Source organism: Novosphingobium sp. BL-52-GroH, assembly GCF_044813085.1.
Lineage (GTDB): Bacteria > Pseudomonadota > Alphaproteobacteria > Sphingomonadales > Sphingomonadaceae > Novosphingobium.
This window is the reverse complement of the sequence record NZ_CP171152.1, coordinates 415,772-432,401: the sequence shown is the minus strand read 5'-3', so window position 1 is coordinate 432,401 and position 16,630 is coordinate 415,772. Positions and strand designations below refer to the sequence as shown.

General features: G+C 67.2%; 20 protein-coding genes. 3 read left to right on the top strand and 17 right to left on the bottom strand.

Features of this window, described 5'->3' with window-relative positions; translation table 11 throughout:
* The first annotated feature begins 267 nt into the window (after nt 1-267).
* A complete protein-coding gene (locus ACFFDA_RS14670; RefSeq protein WP_404481252.1) occupies nt 268-1,557 on the top strand; it encodes a class I SAM-dependent methyltransferase in 1,290 nt (429 codons plus the stop codon).
* Nucleotides 1,558-1,601: 44 nt separating this feature from the next.
* Here the strand turns inward: ACFFDA_RS14670 and ACFFDA_RS14665 are convergent, their stop codons facing one another.
* The 8 genes from ACFFDA_RS14665 to ACFFDA_RS14630 form a co-directional block, all read right to left on the bottom strand.
* Complete coding sequence (locus ACFFDA_RS14665; RefSeq protein WP_404481250.1) at nt 1,602-2,465, bottom strand: transcriptional regulator; 864 nt, start codon at nt 2,463-2,465, stop codon at nt 1,602-1,604.
* A complete protein-coding gene (locus ACFFDA_RS14660) occupies nt 2,462-3,619 on the bottom strand; it encodes a GNAT family N-acetyltransferase (RefSeq protein WP_404481248.1) in 1,158 nt (385 codons plus the stop codon). Before ACFFDA_RS14660 ends, ACFFDA_RS14665 begins: the two co-directional genes overlap by 4 nt.
* Before the next feature lie 145 nt (nt 3,620-3,764).
* Complete coding sequence (locus ACFFDA_RS14655; RefSeq protein ID WP_404481246.1) at nt 3,765-5,870, bottom strand: sodium-translocating pyrophosphatase; 2,106 nt, start codon at nt 5,868-5,870, stop codon at nt 3,765-3,767.
* Nucleotides 5,871-6,074: 204 nt separating this feature from the next.
* Nucleotides 6,075-7,034: a thiamine-phosphate kinase gene (gene thiL / locus ACFFDA_RS14650; RefSeq protein ID WP_404481245.1), complete on the bottom strand. Its 960-nt coding sequence runs from the start codon at nt 7,032-7,034 to the stop codon at nt 6,075-6,077.
* 88 nt (nt 7,035-7,122) lie between these two features.
* Entirely contained in the window at nt 7,123-7,566 is a 444-nt protein-coding gene (gene nusB, locus ACFFDA_RS14645; protein WP_404481243.1) for a transcription antitermination factor NusB, read from the bottom strand.
* A complete protein-coding gene (gene hisD / locus ACFFDA_RS14640) occupies nt 7,566-8,855 on the bottom strand; it encodes a histidinol dehydrogenase (RefSeq protein ID WP_404481241.1) in 1,290 nt (429 codons plus the stop codon). Before hisD ends, nusB begins: the two co-directional genes overlap by 1 nt.
* Nucleotides 8,855-9,508, bottom strand: coding sequence for an ATP phosphoribosyltransferase (gene hisG / locus ACFFDA_RS14635; protein ID WP_404481240.1), 654 nt, complete (start codon nt 9,506-9,508; stop codon nt 8,855-8,857). Before hisG ends, hisD begins: the two co-directional genes overlap by 1 nt.
* 124 nt (nt 9,509-9,632) lie before the next feature.
* Nucleotides 9,633-9,905 (bottom strand): BolA family protein, encoded by a 273-nt coding sequence (locus ACFFDA_RS14630; protein ID WP_404481238.1) that lies wholly within the window; start codon nt 9,903-9,905, stop codon nt 9,633-9,635.
* 39 nt (nt 9,906-9,944) lie between these two features.
* Between ACFFDA_RS14630 and ACFFDA_RS14625 the strand changes: the two genes are divergently transcribed.
* Nucleotides 9,945-10,535 carry a J domain-containing protein gene (locus ACFFDA_RS14625; protein WP_404481237.1) on the top strand — a complete coding sequence of 197 codons (591 nt, stop codon included), beginning with the start codon at nt 9,945-9,947 and terminating at the stop codon, nt 10,533-10,535.
* 144 nt (nt 10,536-10,679) lie between these two features.
* Here the strand turns inward: ACFFDA_RS14625 and ACFFDA_RS14620 are convergent, their stop codons facing one another.
* The 9 genes from ACFFDA_RS14620 to ACFFDA_RS14580 all read right to left on the bottom strand — a co-directional run bounded on the left by ACFFDA_RS14620 (nt 10,680) and on the right by ACFFDA_RS14580 (nt 15,808).
* Entirely contained in the window at nt 10,680-11,129 is a 450-nt protein-coding gene (locus ACFFDA_RS14620) for an SRPBCC family protein (protein ID WP_404481236.1), read from the bottom strand.
* A 48-nt stretch (nt 11,130-11,177) separates the two neighbouring features.
* Nucleotides 11,178-11,831, bottom strand: coding sequence for a glutathione S-transferase family protein (locus ACFFDA_RS14615; protein WP_404481234.1), 654 nt, complete (start codon nt 11,829-11,831; stop codon nt 11,178-11,180).
* Nucleotides 11,828-12,226 (bottom strand): VOC family protein, encoded by a 399-nt coding sequence (locus ACFFDA_RS14610; RefSeq protein ID WP_404481232.1) that lies wholly within the window; start codon nt 12,224-12,226, stop codon nt 11,828-11,830. Before ACFFDA_RS14610 ends, ACFFDA_RS14615 begins: the two co-directional genes overlap by 4 nt.
* Nucleotides 12,227-12,233: 7 nt before the next feature.
* Complete coding sequence (locus tag ACFFDA_RS14605; protein ID WP_404481231.1) at nt 12,234-12,728, bottom strand: VOC family protein; 495 nt, start codon at nt 12,726-12,728, stop codon at nt 12,234-12,236.
* Nucleotides 12,725-13,366 (bottom strand): glutathione S-transferase family protein, encoded by a 642-nt coding sequence (locus tag ACFFDA_RS14600; RefSeq protein ID WP_404481229.1) that lies wholly within the window; start codon nt 13,364-13,366, stop codon nt 12,725-12,727. Before ACFFDA_RS14600 ends, ACFFDA_RS14605 begins: the two co-directional genes overlap by 4 nt.
* An 88-nt stretch (nt 13,367-13,454) precedes the next feature.
* Nucleotides 13,455-14,279, bottom strand: a complete 825-nt coding sequence (locus ACFFDA_RS14595) for a VOC family protein (RefSeq protein ID WP_404481227.1) — start codon at nt 14,277-14,279, stop codon at nt 13,455-13,457.
* A 2-nt stretch (nt 14,280-14,281) separates the two neighbouring features.
* A complete protein-coding gene (locus ACFFDA_RS14590; protein ID WP_404481225.1) occupies nt 14,282-14,653 on the bottom strand; it encodes a DUF1428 domain-containing protein in 372 nt (123 codons plus the stop codon).
* A gap of 3 nt (nt 14,654-14,656) precedes the next feature.
* Complete coding sequence (locus tag ACFFDA_RS14585; RefSeq protein ID WP_404481224.1) at nt 14,657-15,340, bottom strand: glutathione S-transferase family protein; 684 nt, start codon at nt 15,338-15,340, stop codon at nt 14,657-14,659.
* A 39-nt stretch (nt 15,341-15,379) separates the two neighbouring features.
* Nucleotides 15,380-15,808 carry a VOC family protein gene (locus ACFFDA_RS14580; RefSeq protein ID WP_404481222.1) on the bottom strand — a complete coding sequence of 143 codons (429 nt, stop codon included), beginning with the start codon at nt 15,806-15,808 and terminating at the stop codon, nt 15,380-15,382.
* Between the two features lie 81 nt (nt 15,809-15,889).
* On the opposite strand from ACFFDA_RS14580, the gene ACFFDA_RS14575 reads away from it, so the two are divergent.
* Nucleotides 15,890-16,606 (top strand): winged helix-turn-helix transcriptional regulator, encoded by a 717-nt coding sequence (locus tag ACFFDA_RS14575; protein ID WP_404481220.1) that lies wholly within the window; start codon nt 15,890-15,892, stop codon nt 16,604-16,606.
* Nucleotides 16,607-16,630: the final 24 nt, after the last annotated feature.

Genomic DNA, 16,630 nt, shown 5'->3' with positions numbered 1-16,630 from the left:
CCGCCGCCCCCAAACTTGTTTAAGGGCCCAATCCTCCGCCGGCCGATGGCCCATGCGGCAGAAACCTGCTGGCGGTTTGCCGCCGCGGACTCTGGACCTGCGGCGAGATGAACCCTCCAACGACTTCAGAGTGACGCGGGCAGAAAAGGCCTTTCGGGAAACAGGCTCGGCCTGTGAAATGGGCGGCGCTCGGGGGTGCGAGCAGATACAGCCGCGGTCGCTCAGTAGACAATTGCCCGTGCCCGCGTTCGAGTCCATATCAGCCCCATGAACGCAAATGTTCCGGGCCGGGGCGGGGACCTCGTGGAAGGTGGACGCGCCATTGGCGTCGGGCCGCAATGGCTGGCGCGCCTGTGGTCGGGCGGGGTGCACCGTATCCTCGACCGCATCGACGCGGGCCTTGTGCGCGGCTCGATCACGGCGACGCTGCCCGGCGGCGAGACGCGGCTGCTGGGCGGGCGCGAAGCGGGGTTCGACGCGGTGGTCCAACTCAAGAGCTGGCGCGCGCTGCTGCGGCTGGCGACGGCGGGCTCGGTCGGCTGGTATCAGGCCTGGGAGGCCGGCGAGTGGGACAGCCCCGATCCGGTGCCGCTCTTCGCGCTGTTCATGGACAATGCGGTAGCGCTGGGCGGCGTCGCCCGCGCCCACGGGCCCTGGCGGCTACTGACGCGGCTGGTCCACGCGCTCCATCGCAACACACGTTCAGGCTCGCTGCGGAACATCCACGCGCACTACGACCTGGGCAACGATTTCTACGAGCAGTGGCTGGGCGAGACGATGCTCTATTCGAGCGCGCTCTATTCGGACCGGGAACGCGGGCCCAATGCCTTCAGCCAGTTCGTGACCGAACTGGACTGCGCGCAATCGGCCAAGGTCGGCGCGATGGTCGAGCGGCTGGAGGTCGGCGCCGGCGACAAGGTGCTGGAAATCGGTTGCGGCTGGGGCACGCTGGCCGCGTTCCTAGCCAGCCACGACGGCATCCAGGTCGACGCCATCAGCCTGTCGGACGAGCAACTGGACTATGCTCGGCGGCGCTGGGCGGTCGATTGCGCGAACGTCGATTTCCGCAAGCAGGACTATCGCGATGTCGCCGGGCAATATGACGGAATCGTCTCGGTGGAGATGGTCGAGGCGGTGGGACGCGACTACTGGCCCGATTTCTTCGACTGCCTGGCGCGCAACCTCAAGCCCGGCGGGCGGGCGGCGATCCAGTTCATCTCGATCCGCGAGGAGATATTCGAGCAATACGCCCGCAGCGCCGACTTCATCCAGACTTTCGTGTTCCCCGGCGGCATGCTGGTCAACGAGAGTGAATTCCAGGCCCTCGCCGCCGAGCGCGGCCTGACTTGGGAGGATCGCCGCGGCTTCGGCCAGGACTATGCACGCACCCTGTGCGAATGGCGCGCCAGCTTCGACGATGCGGTCGAGGAAGGCCGCCTGCCGCAAGGCTTCGACGAGCGCTTCGTGCGGCTTTGGCGCTATTACCTGATGTACTGCGAAGGGGGGTTCCTGGGCGGCGGCATCGACGTCGCGCAAGTGACGCTGGTGAAGGGATGAAGATCCCATCCGGGACTGGGAGCCGCCGCCCTCCGGGATGACGGTCAACCAACGCCCAGCTTCCTCGCCACGCGCCAGCCCAGCGCCTTGGCCCGGTTGTTTGCGGGCCAGCGTCCGGGCGGCGACGGGTTCAGGCCAAGCTTGCGCAGCAGACCGTTGAAGGCCCGCGCGTCCGCTTCGGCGAAGCTCCATTCCGAACGCCAGGTGATCGACAGAGAGACCGAGGGTTCCGGGCCGTTGCGCACGAAATGTGGGGCCATGACCGGCACGTATATCGCCTCGCCCGGCTCCAGCGGGAATGCGCGGCCGCCCGCCAGCAGGTCCTCCCGCCAGCGCAACTCGCGCCCGCCGCCGGTGTGGTAGGTCTCGTGGACCGAGTCGGGTGCGTAAGTCGCGTCGCCCGCGGGAAATTGCGTCATCACTTTCGAGCCGCGCACCTGCATCAGGATATTGTGCTCGGGATCGAAGTGATAGGGCGTCACCCCGCCGGCGGAGGTCACGAAGACGAACCCTTGCGTCTTGAGCATGCGCCCCGTCCGCGCCTCGATCGCCGGGCGGATCTCGGCCAGCAGCCCGGCCAGCAACGCGGCATAGGCGGGGTCCTGCTCGACGTTCTTGAGCACCGCCCAGGAGCGGGTGGTCTCGATCTCGCGGATGGTCCTGCCGATGGGGATGCCGGTGGGCGCAGGCTTGCCGTCGACGCCTATGGGCTGGTCGGCGGCATTGTATTCGATCGAGGCGGCGGGCAGCGCCTCGGCCAGCGCGGCGAGCGATTCCAGTTCCATCAGCGGATGGGCGCCGAGGGCATGGGCCAGCTTGTGAGGCACTTCCGGATAGCTGGCGGCGAACGTGTCGCGTGCCGGACCGGGGAAGACCTGACCGGGCAGGAGGTGAGCCTGTGCATTCATGGCGGAGGTCCAGCAGGATTGCGCGCGATCTCGGCGCGCACGAAGCGTCGGAAGGCGGCGCGGCGCAATCGCCCGCCGATGGCGATCGAGAGCCGGCCGATGCCGCGCCGCTCGCGCCAGAGGTGATCGATCATGGGGTGGTCGGCGCTGGCGCAGCTGTCGCTCCACGCCACGTCCGCGCGCTCCAGCACCGCCAGGTTCTCGCGCTGGAGGAGGACGCCGGGGGAGAAGCGCGCGAAATCCTCGGCGAAGGCGGTCTTGTAGGAATAGGCGCCGGGGGGCGTCAGGAACGTCGCCAGCATGGCCAGCGGGCGGCCGTCCAGCGTGAGGGTGAGGCGCTCCAGCCGTCCGCGACGGGCGGCGCCCTCGAGGCCCTCGCAGAACATCCGCGCGGTGCCGTCGGCGCAGGCGAGCGCGGAGCCGGCCTTGCCTTTCCAGCCCGCCTGTTCGAGCGCCAGGAATGCCTCGCACCACGCGGCGATGCCCCCGTCGTCGGTACGGCGTTCGAAGGCGATGGTGCCTTCCTCGGCGAGGCGGCTCGACTGGCGGCGCAGTTCCTTGCGTTTCTTGCCCGAAAGCGACGCTTCTAGGTAGGCATCGGGAGAAAGCTCCGAGGCCAGCATCGCGCGGGCCTCGGCATGGACGACCTCGACCTGGCGGCCGTCGCGGGCAGCCGCGGCACCCAGTGCGAGGTGCAAAGGACCGCCGAGCACCATGCCTCGCAAGTGCATGAACAGCGCGGCGCCCGGCTGCCCGTCGGCCCAGTGCAGCACTGCGTGCCAGAACCGCATTTCGGCGCCGTTCGCCACCAGCGGAACGCCGCAGAAGCAGTTGGCGTGGAGCCAGCTCGACAAGTGCGGCACCGGCCAGCGGTAGTAGCGCCCGGCGCGGACCATCGGCAGCAGGCCGGCGAGTTCGCCGTCCTGTTCGTAACGCAGCACCCGGACCGCATCGGTCTCGGGCAAATTGCGCAGCGATGGCAGGAGATACCAACTCTCGAAGAAGGGATTTGGCTCGCTGGCATTTCGCGCGAGGCGATCCCAGGCGTCGATCTCGGCTTCGAGGTCGCGCCAAGGGACGAACGTCAGGCGCGATGCCTGGCCGGAGACGGCCACGCGCGTGGCAGCAGCAGCAGCGGGTGCCGGCGGCGCCATCCTGTTGTGTGCCTCGAATGCCACTTGGGCCAGGTTCCCGATTGCTCTGGCAGAGTGCCGATCGGCCAATGCGATAGCGGGCATCCCTCAAGGAAATGCTAATGAGGACCATGTCGTCCCCGGCTTGCCGGGGACGACATCCCTTTTACCCCGCCGCCAGCGCTGCCAGCAGCAGCAGCGCGACGATGTTGGTGATCTTTATCATCGGGTTGACCGCCGGGCCCGCGGTGTCCTTGTAGGGATCGCCCACGGTGTCGCCGGTCACCGCCGCCTTGTGGGCGTCGGAGCCCTTGCCGCCGTGATTGCCGTCCTCGATGTACTTCTTGGCGTTGTCCCAGGCCCCGCCGCCCGAGGTCATCGACAGCGCCACGAACAGGCCGCTGACGATCACGCCGAGCAGCAGTGCGCCCAGCGCCGCGAAACCGTTGGCGCGGCCGCCGACCCAGCCGATCACGAAGTAGACCGCGATCGGCGCCAGCACCGGCAACAGCGAGGGGACGATCATCTCCTTGATCGCCGCCTTGGTGACGAGGTCGACGGTTCGGGCGTAGTCGGGCTTTTCCTCGTACGTCATGATACCCGGCTTCTCTCGGAACTGCTCTCGCACGTCGATCACCACGTCGCCTGCCGCGCGGCCTACCGCCGTCATGCCCATTGCCCCGAACAGGTAGGGCAGCAGCGCGCCGAGCAGCAGCCCGACGATGACGTATGGGTTTTCGAGGCTGAAGTTCACGTCGAGTTCGGGGAAGAACTCGCGCAAGTCGGTGGTATAGGCGGCGAACAGCACCAGCGCGGCAAGCCCTGCCGAGCCGATCGCGTAGCCCTTCGTGACGGCCTTGGTGGTGTTGCCCACCGCGTCGAGCGCGTCGGTCTTGAGGCGCACGGCATCGTCGAGGCCGGCCATCTCGGCAATGCCGCCGGCGTTGTCGGTGACCGGCCCGTAGGCGTCGAGCGCGACGACCATCCCCGCGAGCGCCAGCATGGCGGTTGCGGCATAGGCGATGCCCAGCAGCCCGGCGAGCTGGTAGGCGATGATGATCCCCGCAACGATGACGATCGTGGGCAGCGCCGTCGCCTCGAGGCTGATGGCGAGGCCCTGGATGACGTTGGTGCCGTGGCCGGTCTCTGACGCCTTGGCGATCGAGCGGACCGGGCGGTAGCTGGTGCTGGTGTAGTACTCGGTGATCCAGATGATGAGCCCGGTGATCGCCAGGCCCAGCATGGCGGACCAGAACAAGGCCATCCCGGTGACGCCGCCGGAGCCGCCGATCGCCACGTCCATGCCGCTGCCCAGGGTGTAGCTGATCGCCCACCAGATCGCCGGGATCGAGAGCAGGGCAGTCACCAGGAAGCCCTTGTACATGGCGCCCATGATGTTCTGAGTCTTGCCGAGCCGGACGAAATAGGTGCCGATGATCGAAGTGACGATACACACGCCGCCGATCAGCAGCGGGAGCGTCAGCAGCCTGAGCAGCAGGGGTTCGGCAAGCCCCTTCACCAGCAGCGCGGTGAGTACCATCGTCGCACCGACGGTGACGACGTAGGTTTCGAACAGGTCGGCGGCCATGCCGGCGCAGTCGCCGACGTTGTCGCCCACGTTGTCGGCGATGACGGCGGGGTTGCGGGGGTCGTCCTCGGGAATGCCGGCCTCGACTTTGCCGACCAGGTCGGCGCCGACGTCCGCTGCTTTGGTGAAGATGCCGCCGCCCAGGCGCGCGAAGATCGAGATCAGCGAAGCGCCGAAGGCGAGCGCGGTGAGAGCCTCGACCACGGTGCGGTCCTCGCCGCCGACGGTGTGGCCGGCCACGGCGGTCAGATACCAGAAGAACACCGAGATCGCGAGCAGCGCGAGGCCCGCCACCAGCATGCCGGTGATGGCGCCTGCGCGGAAGGCCAGCGTCAGGCCGTCCTGCAGCCCCTTCTGCGCGGCGGCGGCGGTGCGTACGTTCGCGCGGACCGAGATGTTCATGCCGATGAAGCCCGCCAGCCCCGACAGGATCGCGCCGATGACGAAGCCGGTCGCCGAGATCGTGCCGAGCGTCACCGCCAGGATCACCGCGACGACGACGCCGACGACGGCGATGGTGGAATACTGCCGCTTGAGGTAGGCCTGCGCGCCTTCCTGGATGGCGGCGGCGATCTCCTGCATCTTTTCGGTGCCTGCCGGAGAACTCAGGACCTGACGACTGGTGACGAAGCCATAGACGATGGCGAGTAGTCCCAAGACAATTGCGATCGTGATCAAGTTCACTGAACGCCCCCTTCCCAATGGGTTATTATTATTTCGACGAGTTTTTCCCGTTCGAAGGGGCAAGGGCTATAGACAAGCCGGGAAACTGGCAAGCGCCCATCTGTGCCGTCGCGGTCCGGTATCGGGAGTTTTCCGGCATCGGGTGATGGCCCGACAAGTGGGCATATGTACCAGTCGTCGTCCCGGACTTGATCCGGGACGACGTCAATGTTGGTAGCCCAGCTTCTCTGGGAGCGGCAGGGGGCGGCCCGCGTCGGTCAGGGATAGCCCGCTTCCCGTGCTTACGGTGCCGATGGCCGTCACTCGCAAGCCCAGGACCCTTGCGGTTTCGCGGATGAGGGCCGTGTTTTCGGACGAGGCGGAGAACAGGAGTTCGTAATCGTCACCCGCCGTCATTGCCGCCAGCCGAGCCTTCAGCGCTCCGCCCGCAGTCGAGAGCAGGGCATCGGACAAGGGCACTGCATCGACCGCAAGGGCAATGGCCACGCCGCTCGCCGCGCAAATCCGCGCCGCATCGACGAGCAGCCCGTCCGAGACGTCCATCATCGCATGGACCAGTGGCGCCAGGGCGACGCCGAGGCGCGGTTGCGGTATCGGCCGGCGATAGCGGGCGAGCAGAGCCTCGACGTCTCCGCGTGCGCCCTCGAGATCACCGCGCGCGGCGGCCAGGCCGAGCCCGGCATCGCCGATGGTGCCGCTCACCCACACCCGGTCGCCGACCTTAGCGGCGGTGCGCGACGGTACGGGACAATCCTTCGTGCCGGTGCCGAGCGCGGTCAGCGAAAAACTGCGCGGCGCTCCCTGGGGCATCCGCACGGTATCACCGCCGAGGAGGGGAATGGCGAAATGGCGGCAGGCTTCGTCCAGTCCGGCGAGGAACGCGGCGTCCCAGCCATCTTCGTCCAAGGCGTGCGAATAGAGGCAACCGACCGGCGTCGCGCCCTTGGCGGATAGGTCGGAGACGTTCACCGCGACCAGCTTCCACGCGACGTCGCCGGGGGGATCGTCGGGCAGGAAGTGGACGCCCTCCACCACGGTATCGAGCGTCAGCACCAGCGTCTCGCCACCGATCGCGAGCACGGCGGCATCGTCGGCCAGTGCGCGCGCGGCGGGGTCGGTCGCGATCGCGCGAAGGGCTTGTATGAAAGCGAATTCACCGGACATCGACGAAGCCCTTTCCTTCACCCTCGCCCTGAGCGTGTTTCAAGGCGGCGAGGCCTTTGGCGCAGGTGCGCGCGTAAGGTTCGCCCGGTCAGCGAACCGACTTCGCCACCGCATCCAGCACGCCGTTGGCGAACTTGGCTTCGCGCGGGTCGAAGAAGGCGTGGCAGACGTCGAGGTACTCGCTGATCGCGGCGCCGGTAGGTACGTCGGCGCGGGCCATCAGTTCGTAAGAACCTGCGCGCAGGATCTGGAGCATCGTCTTGTCGAGGCGAGCCAGCGACCACCCTTCCGAAAGCTTGGACGAAAGCAGTTCGTCGATCTCGTCGCGGCGGGCGACGACGCCCTTCACCACGTCGTCGAAGAACGCGACGTCCGCCTTGGCGAACTGCGCGTCGTCGATCTCCATGCCGAGGCGGTGGCGATGGAACTCGTCGAGCAGGATCGGCAGCAGCGTGCCTTCCATGTCGAACTGGTAGAGCGCCTGAACGGCGGAAAGACGGGCGGCCGCACGGGCCTGCTTCGCGTTTGACATTATTGGCCGAGCCTTACGGATATGGAGCGCGCATGCGCGGGAAGCCCTTCCGCATCGGCAAGGGCGACGGCGGCGGGGCCGATGGCCTCCAGTGCCGCCTGGTCGAGCTGGATGAAGCTGGTGCGCTTCATGAAATCGAGGACCGAAAGCCCCGAAGAGAACCGCGCGCGCCGCCCTGTGGGCAGGACGTGGTTGGGGCCGGCGACATAGTCGCCCACCGCTTCGGGGGTCATGCGGCCGAGGAATACAGAGCCGGCGTGGCGGATGCGGCGCATCAGCGCCTCGGGATCGTCGGTGGCGATCTCGACGTGCTCGGCGGCCAGTGCGTTGGCGAGCGCGGGGGCCTCCTCGAAGCTGGCGACGTCGATGACGACGCCGTTGTCCGACCAACTCGCGCGGGCAGTGGCTTGCGTCGCCAGGGTGGACAGTTCGAGGTCGACCACCCGTGCCACGGCATCGGCGAAGGCCGCGTCGTCGGTGATGAGGATCGATTGCGAGGTCGGGTCGTGCTCGGCCTGGCTGAGCAGGTCGGCGGCGATGCGGCGCGGCTCGTTCTTCGCGTCGGCGATGACGAGGATTTCGCTCGGGCCGGCGACCATGTCTATGCCGACGACGCCGTAGAGCTGGCGCTTCGCTTCGGCCACCCAGGCGTTGCCGGGGCCGGTCACGACGTCGACCGGCGCGATGCGGGGCGTACCGTAGGCCAGAGCGGCGACGGCGTGTGCCCCGCCCACGCGCCACACCTCGTCGACGCCGGCAAGGTGGGCAGCGGCGAGGACCAGCGGGTTGACGTCACCCTTCGGCGTCGGGGTGACGACGACGAGGCGTTCGACGCCTGCTACTTTGGCGGGGATCGCGTTCATCAGCAGCGAAGACGGATAGGCGGCGCGTCCGCCTGGCACGTAGAGCCCGGCGGCGTCGACCGCGTTCCAGGTGGCGCCGAGGCGCACCCCGGTCGCGTCGGTGTAGTCGCGGTCCTCGGGCAACTGCGCTTCGTGGTAGGCGCGGATGCGGGTGGCGGCGAGTTCGAGCGCTTCGCGCAAGGACGGGTCGAGCGCGTCGAAGGCGGCCTTGCAGGTTTCGGCATCGACCTGCCAGCCGGTCGTGTCGAGGTCGTGGCCGTCGAACTTCGCGGTATAGTCGGCCAGCGCCGCGTCGCCGCGTTCGCGCACCGCCTGGATGATCGCGGCGACGTCGGCGGCGACGTCGACCGCGCTCTCGCGACGGTCGGAGACGACGCGGGCGAAGGCCTCGGCGAAACCGGGCTCGCTGCTGGAGAGCCGCTGCATCAGGCCGCCTGTGCTTCGGTCACGAGCGCGCGGAAGGCGTCGACCAGCGCGGCGACACGCTCGTCGGTCTTGAGCGCGGCCCGGTTGACGATCAGGCGCGCGGAAATGTCGAGGATGCGGCTGGTCTCGACCAGGCCGTTTTCCTTGAGCGTGCGGCCGGTGGAAACGAGGTCGACGATCCGGCTCGACAGGCCGAGCGAGGGCGCCAGTTCCATTGCGCCGTTCAGCTTCACGACTTCGGCCTGCACCCCCAGCTTCTCGAAGTGGCGGCGGGTGAGGTTCGGGTACTTGCTGGCGATGCGCAAGTGAGAGGGCAACGCTCCGCCGGTCTCGCCTACGGGCTCGGCCACCGAGAGGCGGCAGTGGCCTATATCGAGGTCCACCGGCGCGTAAAGGTCGGAGTAGGCGAACTCCTCGACCACGTCGGAGCCGACGATGCCGACTTGTGCGGCGCCGTGCGCAACGAACGTCGCGACATCGAAAGCGCGCACGCGGATCAGGCGCATGTCGCTGTTTTCGCAGGCGAACGAGAGCGCGCGCGACTTCTTGTCGTGGAACTCCGCCTCGGGCGAAACGCCGGCACGCGCCATCAGCGGCAGCGCTTCGTCGAGGATACGGCCCTTGGGCACGGCGAAAGTCAGGGGTTTCGGCATGGTGCGCGCATTTAGGCGCGGTGGTCGCAAAGGGCAATGGCGAAGGCGGGACTTCGGATTCGGGTTTCACGCGAAGGCGTGAACCAAACCTTCGCCTGTTCTTGATCCGCGTGAGACCTTCCGTTCATTCCCCCGGTGCGCGCGCCCTGATCGCCACCGCATGGACGCGATTCCCGGGGATGTCGCCGAGCGCCGCGTTCACCATGCGCTGGCGTTGCAGGCGCGAGACGCCGGCGAATTGCGGGCTCTCGATCAGGATCGTGAAATGCGATTCGCCGCTGCCGTCGTCGCCGGTGTGGCCCCGGTGCGTGGCGGAATCGTTGACCACGTCGAGCGCGGTCGGGGCGAAGGCGGCGGTCAGCAATTGCTGCATTTCGAGCGCGAGGGGTCCGGTCATGTCTTCACTTTAGGCGATCCTTGCCCCATCTTAAAGCCGGTGAGACAGCATAGATTTCATGGCAGGGTCGAATCCGGCGGGCGCGAATGCACCTGGCCGGGGTGCAGGGAAGCGGGCGAGTTCCGGGCGCCGGGCGGGCGTCCGTCGGGGTTCGACGGCCCCGGCGACTACCGCTGGTTCTGCCTCGACCACGTTCGCGCGTTCAATTCGGGCTACGACTACTTCGAGGGCATGGGCACCGAGGAAATCCTGCGCGCGCAGTCGCCGTTACACGGCTGGGAGACGCAGACCCGCGCTTTCCGACCGGACGCAGGCGTCGACGGGGCGCCGCACTGGGCAGACTTCGCCGATCCGCTGGAAGCGATCCAGGCGCGGGCCCGGGCGCATGTCAACCGTCGCCGGGCGGAGATGAAGCCGGAGGTCGCCCGTTTTACGGCGGACGAGCGCCGCGCGCTGGGGGCGTTGGGACTGGAGCCCGATGTCGACCGCAAGACCTTGCGGATGCGCTATACGCGGCTGCTGCGGCAGTATCATCCCGATCACAACGGCGGCGACCACAGCCATGCGGTGAAGCTGCAGGGCGTGGTGGAGGCATACCAGGTGCTGAAAAAGGCGGCTGCGTTCGAATAGCGAGCCTGGATTAGGCCGCGCCCGAACCTCAGCCGGGCGGCAGTCGAAGGGTGGCGGTCCGAGATCCGGCGCCTCAAGAGTGCGCTGCGATCCCGGGGCGCGCCCGGGACGGCGGTTGTCGGCGAACGATCGACCTTCGGGGAGCTACCCCGCTTCCTTTTCGCAGATCGCCGCAAGCTGGTCAGCGCAGGCGCCCCAGCCTTCCGCGAACCCCATATCGGCGTGCTGCTTGCAGGTTTCCTCGGTCCAGTGGCGGGCGGTGGCGGTGTAGCGGGTGCCGTCAGCTTCGGGGGCAATTTCCCAGATGCCGATCATGAACGGGCCGTTGGGCTGGAAATCGTCTACCACCGCGTCGGTGGTGACGAAGCGGCGGCCTTCCTCGAAGGCCAGGTAGATGCCGTTCTGCGGCATCTCCTCGCCGTCGGGGCCGAACATCGTCATCTTGCACACACCACCTGGGCGTCGGTCCTGAACGTCGACTTCGGCGCGCCAGGGGGTAGGGCACCACCATTCGTTCTGCCGCTCGGCGAGGACTTCCCATACTTTCGCGGGAGGTGCGGCGATGAAGCGGGTGATCGACAATTCGTTGGACATCTTCGCTCTCCTTCAGTCTCGATCAGGCCTTCAGTCTCGATCAGGCCTTCAGTCTCGATCAGGCGCGCCGAGCGGGAAGCCGGCGCGATAGGGGCGCGCCGCCTCGACGCAGGCGGCGACGGGCGGCAGGGCCAGCAGGTGGGCGCGCCAGGCGCGCAGGCGGGGCAGGATTTCGGGGATCGGGTGGACCCAGTCGGCATAGAACAGCGCCGGTGCCGCCGCGCATTCGATGAGCGTGACCTGTCCTTCGGCCGGGTAGAACTGCAGCCAGCCTTCGAGCCAGGCATAGGACCGCTCGAGCCGTGTGCGGGCCTCGGCGACGCGCGCCAGGTCCGGGTTTGCGGCGTCGCGCAAGTACTCGTTCACGATGTCCTGCATCGGGCCCATGACATAGTTGTCGAACACCCGGTCGAGCATCCGTGTGCCGATCGCGCCATCCGGGTCGGACGGGATCAGCATGTCGGCCTCGGCATAGTGCAGCGCGATATATTCGATGATCGAGGTGGTCTCGAACAGCAGGGTATCATCGTCGCGCAATACCGGAAACTTGCCTTGGGGGCCCGCAGTCTGGATCACCGCGGCGTTTTCCGGGTGGTCGACGTCGATGATGTGGAAGTCGAACTCCAGCCCGGTGGCGAGAAGCGCGATCTGCGCTTTCCAGGTGTAGGAGGAGAAGGGGTGGCCGTAGAGCGCCAGGGTCATGCGTCGTTCTTTCCGGGGAAGCCGCCGTAGGGCACGGTCAGCGCCTCGAGGACGTGCCCGTCGGGGTCCTCGAAGTACAGCCCCCGGCCACCGTCGTTGTGGTTGATCTCGCCCGCGCGGGTTCGTGCCGGGTCGGCCCAGTAGGTCAGGCCTCGCGCCTCGATGCGGGCGAGGATGCCGTCGAAGGCGGCCTCGTCGACCAGCATGGCGTAGTGCTGCGCCGCCACCGGGCCCTCCTTGTCCGCGAAGTCGAGCGAGACGCCGTTGGCGAGCTTGACGACGCGGAAGCGGAACAGGTCGAACGGTTCGGGCAGGCCGTAGATCGCGGCGAAGAAATCGGCCGAGACATGCCGGTCGCGACACCAGACGATCGTGTGGTTCAGGTCGACCGCCATGGCCGGCTCAGGCCGCTTCGCCCGCGAACGCCGCTTCGATCTTCGCGACGTCGATCTTGCGCATGGTCATCATCGCTTCCATCGCGCGCCGGGCGGCGGCACGGTCGGGGCTGGACATGGCGTCGGTGAGGGCGCGCGGGGTGATCTGCCAGGAAAGGCCCCACTTGTCCTTGCACCAGCCGCACATGCTTTCCTGCCCGCCATTCCCGACGATGGCGTTCCAGTAGCGGTCGGTCTCCTCCTGGGTGTCGGTGGCCACCTGGAACGAGAACGCTTCGGACTGCGGGAACTGGTCGCCGCCGTTGAGGCCGATGCACTCGATTCCCATCACCGTGAACTCGACGACGAGGACGTTGCCCTGCTTGCCGTCCGGATAGTCCGCCGGTGCCCGCTGGATCGACTGCACGGAGGTATCGGGGAATACCGAGGCATAGAAGTTCGCCGCCTCTTCCGCCGTGCCGTCGTACCAGATGCAGACGCGGTTCTTGGCTTCTCCCGTCATTTCTTCATCTCCTCTATCAGCTTGCCGTCGATGGCCTTGGCCGCCTTGTAGGCGGGGCGGGCCTGGCAGCGCTCGGCATAGCCGACCAGCGAGGGCAGGGGCGGCATGATGCCGAACGTCAGGCCCCAGTCGATCGCGCTGCCGACGTAGACGTCGGCCATGGTGAAACGATCGCCGCAGACCCAGTCGGTCGCGGTCAGTTTCTCGTCGATGGTGTGGATGGTGCGCTCGAAGCTGCCCCAGCCGGCCATCATCTCCTGGTCGGGCAGCGGTTCGAACTTGAGCGCGCGCGAAGTGATCGCCTGCTCGATCGGGCCGGAGGCGAAGAAGGTCCAGCGATAGTAGTCCGCCATCTCGCCGTCGTTGGGCAGTAGGCCCGCCTCGGGATGCATCTCGGCGAGGTAGAGGCAGATCGCGGCGGCTTCCGTCACTACCCGGTCGCCACCTTCGCCCTTGGCCTTGGCGACATGGTGGATGATGGTCGGCACCTTGCCCATCGGGTTGGCGGCGAGGAACGCCGCCGGCTTCTCCTTCCAATCGACGATCACCTGTTCGTACTGCGCGCCGGCTTCGTGCAGGGCCCAGCGGGCGATCTGGCCGCGCGACATCGGGTTGGTGAAGAAGGTGTAGTCGGCCATCTGAAGTGCTCCCGCTGCGGTGTCGATCGACGGAACGTTGATGGAACATCGGGGCGCCGTCAATCGGCGCCCGTGTTTTCCAGAGGGGTTATCGTCGCGGGCCGACCAGCCCGAAGTAGGCGCCCTGCGGGTCGAAGGCGTGGACGGTATATTCGCCGGTGGGGATCTGCTGGGGATCGCCCTGCGGCCTGCCCCCGCCGTCCTTGACCGCAGCCAGGGCGCGATCGATGTCATCGACGCCGATGTAGTAGGTCCAGCCCGGCACTGGCATGAAATCGGCCTTCTTCATCAGCGCGCCGATCGGGACGCCCTCCGACTGGAGGAAGCGATAATCGCCGAGCGGGCCCATCGGCATCGCGCCTTCCTGGGTCCAGCCGAAGTGCCGGGTATAGAACGCCACCGCTGCGTCGTCGTCCGGCGTGACGAGCTCGTTCCAGCGCACCGTCTGCGGTTTGTCGACGGTGAAGACGTCGCTCGTCGCATCGGGATCGTTGGCGGGCGGCTGCGGGGTCATGAGGTAGAAGGCCGCGCCGAACGGGTCGGTGACGAGCGCGAAGCGGCCGACGCCTTCCATGCTCGTGGCGGGCACGTGGACCTGCCCGCCTTCGGCCACGATCGCGTCGACCTCGGCGTCGACGTCGGCGACGTAGATATAGCCCAGCCACGCCGGCTTTGCGCCCTGGGCCACCATTTCCCCGGTCAGCTTGAAGACGCCGCCGGAAAAGCCGCAGGCGGAGCCGCCACCGTCGAGGCGCTCGATCATGCGATAGTCCATGGGTTCGCCCGAACCGGCGTCGGCAAAGGCGTTGGCGCCGATCCGCCATCCCACGACGTCGCCGTAGAACGCGGCCGCCGCGTCGGGGTCGCTCGTCATCAGTTCGTACCAGATGAAGCTGCCGACCGGATTGCCCATGGCTAGCCTCCCAGGCTGACGACGGGGGTGAAGCCGCCGTAGATCATGCGCATGCCGTCAAAGGGCATCGGGTTCTTTTCGGGGTCCATGCGAGGATCGGTCTTCATGAGGTCCTCGATCCCGGACATTGCCTTGTCCCGGGTCGTCTTGTCGGGCCATTCGATCCAGCTGAAGACGATCGCCTCGTCTTCCGTGGCTTCGACGGCGCGGAAGAAGTCGGTCTGCTTGCCGTGGGACACGTCGTCCTGCCAGCATTCGACTATGCGAGTGGCGCCCTGGTCGATGAAGACGGAATCACCCATCTCGGCGTGCTTGATGAACTTGTCCTTGTTCGCCTTGGGAACGGCGAGCAAAAATCCGTCGATGTAGGTCATGGCTCAGGCTCCTTCCTTCTGCTTGCTTGGGTCGTGTTCGGCAAAGGGCGCGAGTTGGGCTGCCAGCGCGCGCTGGAATGCGGGGCGGGTCGTCGCCCGCTCGACATAGGCGGCGAGGGCGGCATGGGCGGCAAGGACCGCCGGGTCGGGGAGGGCGCGCAGGATCGAGGCCATGGCGATGTCCGCGATCGAGAACGCACCCGCCAGCCACGCGCGATCGCCCAGCGCGGTCTCCAGCCGGGAAAGCCGCCCGTGAAGCGTCTCGAGCAGCGAGGGCTGGCGCAGCGGCGCCCAGTCCTCCGTGCGGGAGAACACCGCGCAATTGACGAATTCCATGACGAAAGGCTCGATCGAATTGAACGCGGCCAGCAGCCAGCTCAATACGCTGGCGCGTTCCTGGCTGCCGACGGGGGGCAGGGCGCCGGCCTTCTCGGCGATATGGATCAGCGTGGCGCCACTTTCGAAGATGCCGACCTCACCGTCGCGCACGAAAGGCACCTGGCCCCAGGGCTGGTCCTGGAAGTACCATTCGGGCCGTTCGATCGCGCTGACGAGGCGCACCTTGTAGGGCAGGCCATATTCCTCGCAGGCCCAGCGCGGGCGCAAGTCGCGGACCTGCCCCTGGGCGAATCGGGGCACCCATTCGAAGGCGGTAATTTCCAGTTCGGCGGTCGGATCGATCGGCATCGTCTCGTCTCTCCCGAGGGTATCGTCGTTATTCCAGGCTCATGCGGTCTGCTGCACCTCAGCTTCGCCCGAAGCGGCGGCCGGGTCCATCCACATAACTTCCCAGACGTGACCGTCGGGGTCGGCGAAGCTGCGGCTCATCATGAAGCCATAGTCCTGCGAAGGATTGATGTCGGCAGTGCCCGCATGGTTCCCGGCCGCGTCGGCGAGAGCATTCACTTCGTCGCGGCTTTCGCACGAGAGACACAGCATGACCTCGCTCGAAGCGGTGTCGGGGATCGGGCGGCTGGTGAAGGTCTTCCACTTGTCGTGGGTGAGTACCATTACGAAGATCGCCTCGGACCAGACCATGCAGGCGGCCGTATCGTCCGAAAAGCGGGGTTCGTTGACGAAGCCGAGCGCGGCGTAGAACGCCGTGGCGCGGTCCAGGTCGGTGACGGGCAGGTTCACGAACAGCATGCGGGTCATCGCGGTCTCTCCTTCGTGGGCGGCGCGTCTGGCGACTCGCTTCTTGCCCAAACCTGACGATGGTGGTAACTAAATGCAACGATGAAGTTACAAAAAGAAACGAAACGGGGCGAATCCGCGTCCGACGGTGAAAAAGCCCGGGCGCACGGCCGCTGGTATGGCGATGCCTGCGGCGCCGCCTTCGCCATGGAACTGATCGGCGAGCGCTGGGCGATCCCGATCATTCGCGAGATGATGCTGGGCCCCAGGCGCTTCGGCGAAATCCGCGCCGAACTCCCGGGCCTCAGCGCCAAGACCCTCACCGAGAGGCTGGAAAGCCTCGAGGAGACCGGCATCGTCGCGCGTGAGACGCTGCCGCCACCAGCCTCGGTGCAGGTCTATCGCCTCACCGAATGGGGCCTGGCGCTGGAGCCCGTCCTGCAGGAACTAGGCCGCTGGGCGGTGCGCTCGACGCTCCACGATCCGACGCTGCCGATCACGCCGGTATCGCTCATGCTGTCCATGCGCACGATGATCGTGGCGGAGAGGATCGGCGACCTCGACCTGACCGTCGCGCTGGACGTGGGCGGCAAGTCCTTCACAGGCAGGCTGGCGGGCGGCGATCTGGCGATCCGGCCGGGCGATGCTCACGATGTGGCTCCCGACTTGCGGTTTGCGGCCGATGCCGGCTTCCCGTTCCTCGCGGTGTTCTATGGCAAGTGGCCGGCACGGGAAGTGGGACTGCGGATCGAGGGCGATACAGCCCTCGCGCAAAGGTTCGTCGACTTGTTCAGCCTGCCGCCGAAAGTCGGCGGCTGAAGGGTATCAGACCCTCCAAACGAC

Excerpts from the sequence above, each read along its gene's own strand:
- ACFFDA_RS14670 (WP_404481252.1), top strand. The coding sequence starts at position 268 with ATGAACGCAAATGTTCCGGGCCGGGGCGGGGACCTCGTGGAAGGTGGA.
- ACFFDA_RS14665 (WP_404481250.1), bottom strand. The coding sequence starts at position 2,465 with ATGAATGCACAGGCTCACCTCCTGCCCGGTCAGGTCTTCCCCGGTCCG.
- ACFFDA_RS14660 (WP_404481248.1), bottom strand. The coding sequence starts at position 3,619 with ATGGCGCCGCCGGCACCCGCTGCTGCTGCTGCCACGCGCGTGGCCGTC.
- thiL (WP_404481245.1), bottom strand. The coding sequence starts at position 7,034 with ATGTCCGGTGAATTCGCTTTCATACAAGCCCTTCGCGCGATCGCGACC.
- nusB (WP_404481243.1), bottom strand. The coding sequence starts at position 7,566 with ATGTCAAACGCGAAGCAGGCCCGTGCGGCCGCCCGTCTTTCCGCCGTT.
- hisD (WP_404481241.1), bottom strand. The coding sequence starts at position 8,855 with ATGCAGCGGCTCTCCAGCAGCGAGCCCGGTTTCGCCGAGGCCTTCGCC.
- hisG (WP_404481240.1), bottom strand. The coding sequence starts at position 9,508 with ATGCCGAAACCCCTGACTTTCGCCGTGCCCAAGGGCCGTATCCTCGAC.
- ACFFDA_RS14630 (WP_404481238.1), bottom strand. The coding sequence starts at position 9,905 with ATGACCGGACCCCTCGCGCTCGAAATGCAGCAATTGCTGACCGCCGCC.
- ACFFDA_RS14620 (WP_404481236.1), bottom strand. The coding sequence starts at position 11,129 with ATGTCCAACGAATTGTCGATCACCCGCTTCATCGCCGCACCTCCCGCG.
- ACFFDA_RS14615 (WP_404481234.1), bottom strand. The coding sequence starts at position 11,831 with ATGACCCTGGCGCTCTACGGCCACCCCTTCTCCTCCTACACCTGGAAA.
- ACFFDA_RS14610 (WP_404481232.1), bottom strand. The coding sequence starts at position 12,226 with ATGGCGGTCGACCTGAACCACACGATCGTCTGGTGTCGCGACCGGCAT.
- ACFFDA_RS14605 (WP_404481231.1), bottom strand. The coding sequence starts at position 12,728 with ATGACGGGAGAAGCCAAGAACCGCGTCTGCATCTGGTACGACGGCACG.
- ACFFDA_RS14600 (WP_404481229.1), bottom strand. The coding sequence starts at position 13,366 with ATGGCCGACTACACCTTCTTCACCAACCCGATGTCGCGCGGCCAGATC.
- ACFFDA_RS14595 (WP_404481227.1), bottom strand. The coding sequence starts at position 14,279 with ATGGGCAATCCGGTCGGCAGCTTCATCTGGTACGAACTGATGACGAGC.
- ACFFDA_RS14590 (WP_404481225.1), bottom strand. The coding sequence starts at position 14,653 with ATGACCTACATCGACGGATTTTTGCTCGCCGTTCCCAAGGCGAACAAG.
- ACFFDA_RS14585 (WP_404481224.1), bottom strand. The coding sequence starts at position 15,340 with ATGCCGATCGATCCGACCGCCGAACTGGAAATTACCGCCTTCGAATGG.
- ACFFDA_RS14580 (WP_404481222.1), bottom strand. The coding sequence starts at position 15,808 with ATGACCCGCATGCTGTTCGTGAACCTGCCCGTCACCGACCTGGACCGC.
- ACFFDA_RS14575 (WP_404481220.1), top strand. The coding sequence starts at position 15,890 with ATGAAGTTACAAAAAGAAACGAAACGGGGCGAATCCGCGTCCGACGGT.